The organism is Salibaculum sp. (genome assembly GCF_035270045.1).
Classification (GTDB): Bacteria; Pseudomonadota; Alphaproteobacteria; order Rhodobacterales; family Rhodobacteraceae; genus Salibaculum.
The window spans coordinates 86,700-98,660 of the sequence record NZ_DATFIP010000047.1; the positions used below are offsets into that span (position 1 = coordinate 86,700).

General features: G+C 63.7%; 11 protein-coding genes. 1 reads left to right on the top strand and 10 read right to left on the bottom strand.

The genetic code is table 11. The features are described 5' to 3' along the window. Positions 1-272: 272 nt before the first annotated feature. The 10 genes from VJ897_RS07670 to glpD form a co-directional block, all read right to left on the bottom strand. Positions 273-1,415, bottom strand: coding sequence for an iron-containing alcohol dehydrogenase (locus tag VJ897_RS07670; protein WP_324054760.1), 1,143 nt, complete (start codon positions 1,413-1,415; stop codon positions 273-275). Continuing rightward, a complete protein-coding gene (locus VJ897_RS07675) occupies positions 1,412-2,395 on the bottom strand; it encodes a class 1 fructose-bisphosphatase (RefSeq protein ID WP_324054762.1) in 984 nt (327 codons plus the stop codon). The genes VJ897_RS07670 and VJ897_RS07675 overlap by 4 nt, the downstream gene beginning before the upstream one ends. Before the next feature lie 4 nt (positions 2,396-2,399). Next, the gene (gene glpK, locus VJ897_RS07680) at positions 2,400-3,887 is read right to left on the bottom strand and encodes a glycerol kinase GlpK (RefSeq protein ID WP_324054763.1); all 1,488 of its coding nucleotides are present in this window, start codon (positions 3,885-3,887) and stop codon (positions 2,400-2,402) included. A gap of 100 nt (positions 3,888-3,987) precedes the next feature. After that, positions 3,988-5,691 carry an ABC transporter substrate-binding protein gene (locus VJ897_RS07685; protein WP_324054765.1) on the bottom strand — a complete coding sequence of 568 codons (1,704 nt, stop codon included), beginning with the start codon at positions 5,689-5,691 and terminating at the stop codon, positions 3,988-3,990. An 83-nt stretch (positions 5,692-5,774) separates the two neighbouring features. Continuing rightward, positions 5,775-6,047, bottom strand: coding sequence for a DUF2160 domain-containing protein (locus VJ897_RS07690; RefSeq protein WP_324054767.1), 273 nt, complete (start codon positions 6,045-6,047; stop codon positions 5,775-5,777). A gap of 13 nt (positions 6,048-6,060) precedes the next feature. Then, a complete protein-coding gene (locus VJ897_RS07695; protein ID WP_324054769.1) occupies positions 6,061-6,912 on the bottom strand; it encodes a carbohydrate ABC transporter permease in 852 nt (283 codons plus the stop codon). Positions 6,913-6,915: 3 nt separating this feature from the next. Then, positions 6,916-7,785 carry a carbohydrate ABC transporter permease gene (locus VJ897_RS07700; protein ID WP_324054771.1) on the bottom strand — a complete coding sequence of 290 codons (870 nt, stop codon included), beginning with the start codon at positions 7,783-7,785 and terminating at the stop codon, positions 6,916-6,918. Further along, a complete protein-coding gene (locus VJ897_RS07705) occupies positions 7,785-8,861 on the bottom strand; it encodes an ABC transporter ATP-binding protein (protein WP_324054773.1) in 1,077 nt (358 codons plus the stop codon). Before VJ897_RS07705 ends, VJ897_RS07700 begins: the two co-directional genes overlap by 1 nt. 11 nt (positions 8,862-8,872) lie before the next feature. Next, a complete protein-coding gene (locus VJ897_RS07710; protein WP_324054775.1) occupies positions 8,873-9,961 on the bottom strand; it encodes an ABC transporter ATP-binding protein in 1,089 nt (362 codons plus the stop codon). A gap of 13 nt (positions 9,962-9,974) precedes the next feature. Beyond that, on the bottom strand, positions 9,975-11,570 hold the full coding sequence (gene glpD, locus VJ897_RS07715; protein WP_324054777.1) for a glycerol-3-phosphate dehydrogenase: 1,596 nt from the start codon (positions 11,568-11,570) through the stop codon (positions 9,975-9,977). A gap of 266 nt (positions 11,571-11,836) precedes the next feature. Between glpD and VJ897_RS07720 the strand changes: the two genes are divergently transcribed. Continuing rightward, on the top strand, positions 11,837-11,961 hold a 125-nt coding region (locus VJ897_RS07720; protein WP_324054566.1), incomplete at its 3' end, for a DeoR family transcriptional regulator.

An 11,961-nucleotide genomic window follows, 5' to 3' on the forward strand; every position in this document is an offset into this window, starting at 1 on the left:
CCCGTTCCGCGCCCGAACGGCGCACGCCAGACGCCGGATATCCGGCCGAGCGCAGGAACCGAAAGCCGAATGAAACCTAGCCGCGATACACCTCAGAGACGCTGCCAATACGTCGGAAATGGCGGGACCACTTCAACCGAGGCGCACATGGTCGATCGCCGCGATAGGGGCATCTCCACTTGGGATGATCCGGGTCACGACGGCCCCGACGGCAAGCCCCGGACGACCGGTGGCCTTTCCGACTGAACGTGCCACGCGGCTCGGTGCGCGGATCAATCCGTATCACGCAGGATAAGGGCGATTTCGTCTTCGGTGAGGGACACCGGATTGGCGCGCGTCGACGAGGCCGTCACGGCAAGGTTTGCCACTTCCGGCTTGTCCGCATTGTGCAGGTTGAGCGCCGCAAGGGCCGGCAGTTCATGGCGATCAATGAAATGGCGCAACGCCGCGCTGCCGCTGGTCGCGGAATCCCCGAAATGCCGGTTCAGGATGATGTCGATCTCTTCGATACGCGCGGACGAAAGGCCGCGTGACCGAAGTGCCGCCGCGTTCACATCCAGCGCCGCCGGCAGGAGGCGGCCACAGATCGCGCCATGCGCACCCCCCCGCCCGCCGATGATCGAGGCCAGGCCGTGGACAATCCCCAGGCCGGAATTCGCGAGCGCCAGCCCACTGAGGTAGCTGGCCCGGGCCATGTCGTCACGTGCGGCCGGGTCCTCGTTGCGCATCAAGGTCTTCAGCGCCGCCACTGCGGGGGAAATTGCCGATTGGGTCAGCGCGTCAGTGATGGGCGTCGCGCGGCAGCTCAGGTAGCATTCGATCAGCTGGGTGATCGCATCCAGTCCACTGGCCAGCGTCAGGCCCCGGGGGGCACCATCCGTCAGAGCCGGATCGACAATCGCCAGGTCGGGAACGAGACGTGCATCGCGCAGGCTGATCTTGGCCCCTGTTCCGGGCAGGCCGAGCACGGCATTCCGCGTCGCCTCGGCGCCGGTACCTGCGGTCGTCGGGATCGCCACTGTGGGAAGGGGGTCAGCGAACTGTCGCGGAGGGGTTCCGTCCGATGGCAGATAGTCCGCAACATTCCCCGCGCTGGGGCAAAGCGCGGCGATGGCCTTGCCCAGATCGATCACCGCGCCACCGCCGACGCCAACGACACAGTCGGCAGAATGGGTGCGGGCCGCATTCACGCCCCGCCGCACGCTGTCCAGGTCAGGTTCTCCGGTCGATACAACGCTCTCCACCGCGCAGCCCTGGCCGATCAGTGCGTCGTGCAGCATGTCGACCCAATCCACCGCGCGCCCGCGCACCAGAAGGACCCGATGCCCCAGCGCCGCGACCCGCTCCGCCGCCTCTGCGCGCGTACCCCGGCCGAAAACTGTGCTATGCGGGGCTGTGAAAGTGAAGGCAGTCATTGCGCGTGATACTCTGCCAGTCGGGCCACTTCTGCGGCAGAGCCGAGGACGACGGGCACGCGCTGGTGGTGACTCTCGGGGAGCAGGGGAAGAATGCGCTCGGCGCCCAGTGTCGCCGCGCCGCCGGCCTGTTCGATGAGAAAGGCCATCGGGTTGGCCTCATAGAGAAGGCGCAGCTTGCCGCCCGCTTGCCCGTTCTCGGCATCGGCCGGATAGAGAAATATCCCCCCGCGGGTTAGGATACGATGGACATCGGCCACCATCGAGGCGGTCCAGCGCATGTTGAAATCGCGCCCCCGTGGGCCGGTTTCCCCGGCAAGGCAGTGGTCGACATAGGCCCGCACCGGCACAGGCCAGAAGCGTTGCCGCGACGCGTTGATCGCGAATTCCGAGGTCTGCTCGGGTATGGACATCCCGGGGTGAGTCAGGCGGAAATCGCCGGTGCCGTATTCACAAGAAAACCCGTGGACACCGTGGCCGAGGCTCAGGACGAACATCATCGTCGGGCCATAGAGGGCATAGGCCGCACAGCGCTGATCGGTGCCGGGCTTGAGGACGTCGGTATCACCATCCTCCGCAACCCGTGCCACCGAGAAGATCGAACCGACCGAGATATTCACGTCAATGTTGGAAGACCCGTCCAGGGGATCGTAAAACAACAGGTAATCCCCGGTCTCGGGCGTTTTAAGCCAGTGCGCGGCTTCGCGTTCCTCGCTGACAAGAGCTGCCAGATCAGGCGAGTTTTCGCAGCTGCGGGCGATGATGTCGTCCGCGATCAGGTCAAGCTTCTTTTGATCCTCGCGATGGACATTGACGGCCCCCGCGCTGCCCTGCGCCCCCTCGAAGGCGGCGTTGCGCAGCGTGTTGCCGATCGCCCGGCAGGCCGAGGCGATGTCCTCGATCAAGAAGACGAGGTTGGCGTCGATCGGGGCGGCCTGGCGGGTCAGAAACCGGCGCAGGGTCGGATGGCGGTCGGTCATGGGTTCAATACCTCATGGTGGCCTCGACCGCCCGCGCCCAGGCGGCATATTTGCGCTGGCGGATGGCCTCGGGCATCGCGGGAGTGAAAGTCCGGTCAACTCGCCAAGCATCGGCAAAGGCCTGCATGTCCGGATAGACTCCGGCCCGCTGACCGGCCAGCCAAGCCGCGCCAAGCGCCGTGGTCTCAAGCACCTCGGGCCGGTCGACGGGCGCGTTTATGATGTCCGACAGAAACTGCATCGCCCAGTCGCTGGCCGTCATGCCTCCGTCGACCCGCAGGGTAGGGCGCGTCCCCTCGGCCTGCCAGTCGGCCTGCATGGCCTCCAGCAGATCACGGGTCTGGTAGCCGACGCTTTCCAGCGCGGCGCGCGCCAGTTCCTCGGGGCCGCTGGCGCGGGTCAACCCGAAGATGGCCCCGCGGCATTCGGCGTTCCAGTAGGGCGCGCCCAGCCCGGTGAAGGCCGGCACGAGCGTGACCTCCTGACCTGGATCGGCGGCTTCGGCGAGCGGCTGGGTCTCGCCCGCATCTCGGATGATCCGCAGCCCGTCGCGCAGCCATTGCACCACGGCACCAGCGATGAAAATCGATCCTTCGAGTGCATAGGTCGGGGTGCCGTCCAACTGATAGGCGATGGTGGTCAGCAAGTGATTCTTCGAGGCAACGGGGGTCCGCCCGGTGTTCATCAGCGCGAAACAGCCCGTGCCGTAGGTGGATTTCAGCATCCCCGGCTGGAAACAGGCCTGGCCCAGCGTGGCCGCCTGCTGGTCGCCCGCAACCCCCAGGATCGGCACTGCCCCACCAAAGAGATCGGGCCGGGTCATGCCAAAATCGGCGGCGCAGTCGCGTACCTCCGGCAGCATCTGCAGGGGGATGTCGAACATTTCGCAGATCGTGCGCGACCAACGGCCTTTGTGGATGTCGTACAGCATGGTCCGGGCCGCATTGGTGGCATCGGTGACGTGCGAGGCCCCGCCGGTCAGCTTCCAGATCAGCCAGGTGTCTACGGTGCCGAATAGCAGCTCGCCCCGGCGGGCACGGTCACGCGCGCCTTCGACGCGGTCGAGGATCCATTTCAACTTGGTGCCCGAGAAATAGGGGTCGGCCAGCAGGCCCGTGCGAGCCGCAATGGTCTTGTCGTGCCCCGCCGCGCGCAGCTCTGCGCAGAAACCAGCGGTGCGCCGGTCCTGCCATACGATGGCATTGTGGATTGGCTTGCCGGTGGTGCGATCCCAGACCAGCGTGGTCTCCCGCTGATTGGTGATGCCGATGGCAGCGATCTGTCCCGGGGTCAGGCCGGCCTTTTCGATGGCGGCCCGGCAGGTTCCAGCGGTCGTGGCCCAGATTTCCTCGGGGTCGTGTTCGACCCAGCCGCTTTCCGGAAAATTCTGGGTGAATTCCTCTTGGGCGGTCGCCGCGATGCCCATTTCAGCATCAAAGACGATGGCGCGGGACGAGGTCGTGCCCTGGTCGATGGCCAAAACGTAAGACATGGCTCACTCCTCCGCGCGGTGTCTCGACGCGCGTGCCTGAACATCTGTTGGGAAAAGTGGTGGTGGCCGGAGCGCGCTGCGCGCTCCGGCCGGGGGCAGCTTACTGCCAGGACTTGATCAGCTCGTCATAGGCGATCGTGATCGGTTCGGGGTCCTCGTTATCGAGCGCGGGCTTCGGCGCGCCCGGCTGGCTGAGCCAGTATTCGGGATCGCGCTCCTCGTTCATCGCGGGTCCGATATCGCCCTGCACGCCGGCACGCTCGAGGCGTTCCATCACGCGCTCCTGCTCCGCACAAAGCGAGTCGAGGGCTTCCTTGGCCGTCTTGGCTCCGGAGGACGCGTCACCGATGTTCTGCCACCACAGCTGAGCGAGGCGCGGGTAATCGGGCACGTTGAAGCCGGTATCGGTCCAGTTTTCACGCTCGGGCGAACGGTAGAACTCGACCAGGCCACCGAGGCGCGGCGCGCGTTCGGTAAAGCTCTCATGCTCGATGGTGCTTTCGCGAATGAAGGTCAGACCGTAGTGCGACTTTTCCACGTCCACCGTCTTGGAGGCGATGAACTGCGCATAGAGCCAAGCGGCCTGTGCGCGGTCAACGGGCGTGGACTTCATCAGGGTGGCAGACCCCACGTCCTGATAGCCGACCTTCATGCCCTCTTCCCAGTAGGCCCCGTGTGGGCTGGGTGCGAGGCGCCATTTCGGCGTGCCGTCCTCGTTCATCACCGGCAGGTCCTCGTCGACCAGCGAGGCGACGAAGGTGGTGTAGAGGAACATCTGCTGCGCGATGGCCCCCTGACCCGGAACGGGTCCTGCCTCGGAGAACGTCATGCCGGCAGCCTCAGGCGGCGCATAGTTCTCCAGCCAGTCCTTGTATTTCTCGATGGCATAGACTGCTGCGGGGCTGTTCGTGGCGCCGCCGCGGGACATGCAGGACCCGACCGGCTGGGAGTCGTCGTTGACGCGGATACCCCATTCGTCGACCGGGACGCCGTTCGGCAGGCCCTTATCGCCCATCCCGGCCATCGACATCCAGGCATCGGTGAAGCGCCAGCCAAGGCTGGGGTGCTTGCGCCCGTAGTCCATGTTGCCATAGACTTCCTGGCCGTTGATCTCGCGGCCGGTGAAGAACTCGGCGATGTCCTCGTAGGCCGCCCAGTTGACCGGAACACCGAGTTCGTAGCCGTATTCCGCTTCGAAATCGGCCATGATCTCGGGATCGGTGAACCAGTCATGGCGGAACCAGTAGACGTTGGCGAACTGCTGCACGGGCAGCTGGTAGAGTTTGCCGTCAGGGCCGGTGGCCGACGCGGTGCCGATGAAATCCTCGAGGTCGAGGTCCGGGTTGGTGACCGCGGCGCCCTCGCCGTCGATCCAGTCGGTCAGGTTGCGGACCTGCTGATAGCGCCAGTGCGTGCCGATCAGGTCGGCGTCGTTGACATACATGTCATAGACGTTCTCGCCGGTCTGCATCTGCGTTTGCAGGCGCTCGACGACGTCGCCCTCGCCGATGAGGTCGTGGGTCACCTCGATCCCGGTGATCGCAGTGAAGGCGGGCGCGAGGACCTGGCTTTCGTATTCATGCGTCGCGATGGTTTCCGAGACGACGTTGATCTCCATGCCCTGATAGGGCTCGGCGGCGTCGATGAACCACTGCATCTCGGCTTCCTGGGCCTCGCGGCTCAGCGCCGAGCGGTCGATATTCTCGTCCAGAAAGCCGCGCGCGGCTTCCATATCGGCCATCGCCTGCCCGGAAAGCGCCATAAGCGCCGCCGTCGCGGTGGTCAGTTTGAACTTGAGGTTCATTTGGTGTCCTCCCTTTGAACCGTTACATGAGGGGAATTTGAGACGTGGCCGGTCCCCTTCTTTCCGGCCTCGTCAGTGCCTGTCTAGACCCAGCGGAAGACCGCGAGAGCGTAGATCAGGCAGACGATAAGGGCATAGGGTTGCTGTGCCCCAACGAGTCCGAGCCAGGCCAGATTGATGAAGGCCGAGCCCAAAAGGGTGATGAAAAGTCGGTCGCCGCGCGTCGTCTCGAGCTGCAGGATGCCCTTGCGTGGGGTTTCCGGAAACTTGATCGCGAGCACCGAGAAGGTGATCAACAGGCCGGCGATGACCATGAAGAAGATCGCCGTTGGCCAGGTCCATGCCATCCATGCCATGTTTCGTCCTCCCTTAGACGCGGCCCAGGGCAAAGCCCTTGGCGATGAAATTGCGTACGAAATAGATCACGAGGGCCCCCGGCAGGATCGTGAGCACGCCCGCGGCGGCCAGCACGCCCCAGTCGACGCCCGAGGCGCCCACCGTCCGGGTCATCGTGGCGGCGATGGGTTTGGCATCGACGCTGGTCAGGGTGCGTGACAGCAGCAGCTCCACCCACGAAAACATGAAGCAGAAGAAGGCCGCGACACCGATCCCGCTTGCGATCAGCGGCATGAAGATCTTCACGAAAAAGCGCCCGAAACCGTAGCCGTCGATATAGGCGGTCTCGTCGATCTCCTTGGGCACGCCCCGCATGAAGCCTTCGAGAATCCACACCGCCAGGGGCACGTTGAACAGCGTGTGTGCCAATGCAACCGCGATATGCGTGTCGAACAGGCCGACCGAGCTGTAGAGCTGGAAAAAGGGCAGCGCAAAGACCGCGGGCGGCGCCATGCGGTTGGTCAGGAGCCAGAAGAACAGATGCTTGTCGCCCATGAAGTGGTAACGCGAGAACGCATAGGCCGCCGGAAGGGCCACCGCCAGGCTGATCACCGTATTCAGCGTCACGTAGATGATAGAGTTGATGTAGCCCGTATACCACGCCGGGTCGGTCAGGATCGTGACATAATTCGCAAAGGTCAGATCGCGTGGCCACAGTGAGAAGGTGCTCAGGATCTCCGCGTTCGTCTTGAAGCTCATGTTCAGTAGCCAGTAGATCGGCAGCATCAGGAAGACCAAGTAGAGGGTCATCACCAAGAGGCGGCTGTTGATCCGGGGCAGGCCGCGCGGACGGCTGGATGCCTTGTTGACGGTCATGTCGGCCATGGGTCAGCCCTCCTGCTTATCAAGGTTTGTCATCACGGTGTAGAACACCCAGGAGACGAGAAGGATCACGAGGAAATACATGATTGAGAAAGCTGCGGCCGGTCCCAGATCGAACTGTCCCAGTGCCATTTTCACCAGATCGATCGACAGCAGCGTGGTGGAGTTGCCGGGGCCACCGCCGGTGACAACGAAGGGCTCGGTGTAGATCTTGAAGCTGTCCATGAAGCGCAAGAGGATCGCGATCGTCAGAACGCCGCTCATCTTGGGAAGCTCGATGTAGCGGAAGACCTTCCAGCGGCTTGCCTGGTCGATCTTGGCAGCCTGGTAATAGGCGTCGGGGATCGACTTGAGCCCTGCGAAAGCCAGCAGCGCCACCAGGGATGTCCAGTGCCAGACGTCCATGACGATCAACGTCACCCAGGCGGCGAACTTGTCCTGCGTGTAGTTGTAGTCGATCCCGATCGCATCCAGCGTGTAGCCCAGCAGGCCAATGTCGACGCGGCCGAAAACCTGCCAGATGGTGCCGACCACGTTCCAGGGGATCAGCAAAGGCAGCGACATGAGAACCAGGCAGACCGAGGACCAGACCCCGCTCTTGGGCATGTTCAGCGCCACGAAGATGCCCAGCGGCACCTGGATCGCCAGGATGATGCCCGAGAACATCAGCTGCCGGCCCAGCGCGTCCCACATCCGGTCCGAGGCCAGCATCTCCTCGAACCAGATCAGCCCGGACCAGAAGAACTGGTTCTGACCAAAGGTGTCTTGCACCGAGTAGTTGATCACGGTCATCAGCGGGATCACCGCCGAGAACGAGACCAGGATCAGCACCGGAAGCACCAGAAACCATGCCTTTTGATTGACGGTCTTGTTCATCACGCGGCCTCCCCCTCAACACGCCAGTCGTTGGCGTAGACGTTGACGTGATCCGCATCGAAGGTGACGCGGTTCATGTCGGCGCTGACGCGGTCGTCTTCGCCGGCGATAATGTTGATGTCTTGGCCAAAAAAATCCGCGCGGATGATCTTGTGCCGGCCCACATCCTCGACCCGGCGCACCTGCACCGGCAATCCTTCGGTCTGCGACAGACGCGCATATTCGGGGCGAACGCCGATCTCTACCTTGCCCTGGGGTGGGCGATAGGCCTGGCCCAGCGGGATCTCCGAGCCATTGACGACAGCCCGTTTGCCCTGGACATCCGCGGGGATGACATTCATGCCCGGCGAGCCGATGAAGTAACCCACGAAGGTATGCTCGGGCCGTTCGAAGAGTTCCTCGGGCGTGCCGATCTGAACCACGCGGCCGTCGTACATCACCACCACCTTGTCTGCGAAGGTCAGCGCCTCGGTCTGGTCGTGGGTGACGTAGATCATGGTATGGCCGAAGTCGCGGTGCAGGGTCTTGAGCTGCGTGCGCAGCTCCCACTTCATGTGCGGGTCGATCACCGTCAGCGGCTCATCGAAAAGCAGCGCATTCACATCCTGGCGCACCATGCCGCGGCCAAGGCTGATCTTCTGTTTGGCGTCGGCGGTCAGGCCGCGCGCCTTGCGGCGCAGCGTGTCCTCCATCCCGATCATGCGGGCAATCTCCTGAACGCGTTGGGCGACGTAGGCTTCGTCCCGGCCGCGGTTCCGAAGGGGAAAGGCCAGGTTGTCCCGAACGGTCATTGTGTCATAGACGACCGGGAACTGGAAAACCTGGGCAATGTTGCGTTCGGTCGTGGGGGCATGGGTGACGTCGTTCCCGTCGAACAGGATGCGTCCCTGGCTTGGCTGGAGCAGCCCGGAGATGATGTTGAGCAGGGTGGACTTGCCACAACCCGAGGAACCGAGCAGCGCATAGGCCGCACCGTCTTCCCAGTCGTGGTTGAGTTCCTTGAGCGCGAAGTCCGCTTCGGATGTCGGAGCGGGCAGATAGGAATGCGCGAGATTGTCGAGCGTGATCTTGGCCATCGGTTCCTCCCTCAGGCAGCCAGCGCATAGGCGGCGGGCGCAACAAGGCCGCCGTCCTCGGCGAAGATGTAGACATGGCGCGGGTCCAGCCAGACGCTCAGCTCTTCGCCCAGCGACAGGTCATGAACCCCGTGTATGAGGCCGACCCAGCGCTCGCCGTGGTGATCGAGGTGCACGAAGGTCTCGGACCCGGTCAGTTCGGTCACGCTCAGCGTCGTGCGGAATTCCATCGCATCTGCGGCGTGCCGGCCGATTTCCAGGTGATTGGGCCTGAACCCGGCCGTGTAGCGTCCGTCCTCCAGATCCGCCAATTTGCCCGCGGCCGCCGCGCTCTGGCCGTCGCCGAACATGATGCGATTGCCGGTCTTGGAGATCGGCAGGAAGTTCATCGGTGGGTCGCTGAATACCCGCGCGGTGGTCGCATCCACCGGCTGACGGTAGACCTCGGGTGTCGGCCCAAACTGGGTGATGCGCCCCTCCCATAGGGTGGCGACCTTGCCACCCAGCAACAGGGCCTCTTCCGGCTCGGTCGTGGCGTAGACAAAGATCGAGCCTGCGGCCTCGAAGATCTTTGGGATCTCGATGCGCAATTCCTCGCGCAGCTTGTAGTCGAGATTGGCCAAGGGTTCATCCAGAAGCACGAGGCCCGCGTCCTTGACCAGCGCGCGGGCCAACGCGCAACGCTGCTGCTGCCCGCCCGAGAGTTCCAGCGGCTTGCGGTCCAGCATCGGTCCAAGCTGCATCAGGTCGGCGCTTTCGCGGACGCGGCGGTCGATCTCGGCAGTTTCGATGCCAAGCAGCCGCATCGGCGAAGCGATGTTGTCGTAGACGGTCATCGAGGGGTAGTTGATGAACTGCTGGTAGACCATGGCCACCTTGCGGTCCTGAACGCGCATGCCCGTCACGTCCTCACCACGCCAGTAGACCCGCCCGCTGCCCGGCGCATCGAGACCGGCCATGAGACGCATTAGGGAGGTCTTGCCCGACAAGGTCGGCCCCAGCAACACGTTCATCGTGCCCTGCTCCAGTGTCATGTCCGTTGGATGAATGTGAATCTGCCCATCCACGCTCTTGGTCACGCCTTTCAGTTCCAGCGTCATCCCGGTCTCCTCCTCATTCCGCGGCATCCGCGCGGATTGTGTTCTTGGCCATCCACTCCTCCAGGGCGGCCACCTGGGACTGGTCGAGCCGCAGGCCAAGCTTGTTGCGGCGCCAGACCACATCCTCGGCGCGCCGGGCGTATTCGCGGGTCATCAGCCAACGCACCTCGGCCTCGGTCAGGGTCGCGCCAAAGTCCCGGCCCAGGGCCTCCGCGTCTTGCGCCTCGCCCAGAATGCTGCGCGCCTCGGTGCCGTAGGCGCGCACCAGGCGCAGCGCCCAGTCGCGGGTCAGGAACGGATGATCGCGGCACAACCCCTCCACCAGATCTGTGACGCCATCCACGGGAAAGTCACCGCCCGGAAGCGGCACGCCAGCGGTCCAGGGTCCCCGCGAGAGGGGAAGATGCGCGCCGATCTGCTCCAGCGCGGCTTCGGCCAGACGCCGGTAGGTGGTGATCTTGCCACCAAAGACATTGAGCACTGGCGGCCCACCCGTCGTGTCCACCTTGAGCGTGTAGTCCCGCGTGGCCGCAGTCGCGCTGCTGGCCCCGTCATCATGAAGTGGCCGCACGCCGGAATAGGTCCAGACAATATCCTCGTCGCCCAGTTCCTGTTCGAAGTAGTGGTTCGCGAAATCCAGCAGGTAGCGGCGTTCCGCGGGGGTGCACTCGGGCTTGACCGAGGGATCGTCGTGCTCGGCGTCGGTGGTGCCGATCAGGGTGAAGTCGCGCTCGTAGGGGATGGCGAAGATGATCCGACCGTCGGTGCCCTGGAAGAAGTAGCATTTGTCATGATCGTAGAGCTTGCGGGTCACAATGTGGCTGCCGCGCACCAGACGCACGCCGTCGCTGGAGTTGAGCCGCACCCGCGTCTGGATCACGTCACCGACCCATGGTCCGGCGGCATTGACCAGCATACGGGCATGATTTGTTGCGGTTTCCCCGGTTTCGGTGTCGCGCGTCTCGATGCGCCAGAGACCGTTTTCACGGCTGGCGCTGACCACCTCGGTCCGGGCGCGAATCTGTGCGCCGCGCGCCTCGGCATCGCGGGCATTAAGCACGACCAGGCGAGAATCCTCGACCCAGCAGTCGGAGTATTCGTAGGCCTTGGCAAAACGATCCTGCAGCGGCGCGCCTTCTGGGGCCTTGGTCAGGTCGAGCGTTGTCGTCCCTGGCAAGATCTTCCGCCCGCCCAGGTTGTCGTAAAGAAAAAGCCCGAGCCGGATCAGCCAGGCCGGACGCCGTCCCTTCATCCACGGCATGAAAAGGGACAGCAGCTTCGAAGTCGGGGTCTCGGATTCGAAGCGCATGTCCTTGTGGTAAGGCAGCACGAAGCGCATCGGCCAGCTGATATGAGGCATGGCGCGCAATAACGTCTCGCGCTCGACCAGCGCCTCGCGGACGAGTCGAAATTCGAAAAATTCAAGGTAGCGCAGCCCGCCGTGAAACAGCTTGGTCGAGGCCGAGGAAGTTGCGGATGCCAGATCGTTCATCTCGGCCAGCGTGACAGACAATCCGCGCCCTGCCGCATCACGGGCAATGCCGCAGCCATTGATGCCGCCGCCGATGATGAAGAGATCCGTTACCTCGTTGTCCGAGCGGGTGGTCAAGGGCTTTCCTCCATACGCCTCGCATCCTCCATGCGCGCCGTGTGCTAAAAACTGTGACGAATTGCCCAAAAACGCAACACAAAAATTTTCGAAAATATTCGCTTTTAATATCATAAAGCAAAATCAATGCCCTGGCAGGCTCCCCCCGGTCCGCAAAGCTGCGAAATGTTCCTTCGCTGCGTCGGACGCCGCGTCACGGATGTTTGATTCTGCGCGAACGGGCCGCGATGTCCTGATTAAGTCGTTTGAAACGAAAGGCTGCGAAGATGTCCCAGACGCTCCGCCACCCCGAGATTCTCGAGATGGTCCGCCGCGACGGCAAGGTCACGGTCGAAGGGCTGGCGGCGCATTTCGGCGTCACGCTGCAGACCATCCGCCGCGATCTGACCGA

Coding starts and splice junctions, on each gene's coding strand:
- VJ897_RS07710 (WP_324054775.1), bottom strand. CDS start 9,961: ATGACGCTGGAACTGAAAGGCGTGACCAAGAGCGTGGATGGGCAGATT.
- VJ897_RS07690 (WP_324054767.1), bottom strand. CDS start 6,047: ATGGCATGGATGGCATGGACCTGGCCAACGGCGATCTTCTTCATGGTC.
- VJ897_RS07685 (WP_324054765.1), bottom strand. CDS start 5,691: ATGAACCTCAAGTTCAAACTGACCACCGCGACGGCGGCGCTTATGGCG.
- VJ897_RS07695 (WP_324054769.1), bottom strand. CDS start 6,912: ATGGCCGACATGACCGTCAACAAGGCATCCAGCCGTCCGCGCGGCCTG.
- VJ897_RS07705 (WP_324054773.1), bottom strand. CDS start 8,861: ATGGCCAAGATCACGCTCGACAATCTCGCGCATTCCTATCTGCCCGCT.
- VJ897_RS07670 (WP_324054760.1), bottom strand. CDS start 1,415: ATGACTGCCTTCACTTTCACAGCCCCGCATAGCACAGTTTTCGGCCGG.
- VJ897_RS07700 (WP_324054771.1), bottom strand. CDS start 7,785: ATGAACAAGACCGTCAATCAAAAGGCATGGTTTCTGGTGCTTCCGGTG.
- glpK (WP_324054763.1), bottom strand. CDS start 3,887: ATGTCTTACGTTTTGGCCATCGACCAGGGCACGACCTCGTCCCGCGCC.
- VJ897_RS07675 (WP_324054762.1), bottom strand. CDS start 2,395: ATGACCGACCGCCATCCGACCCTGCGCCGGTTTCTGACCCGCCAGGCC.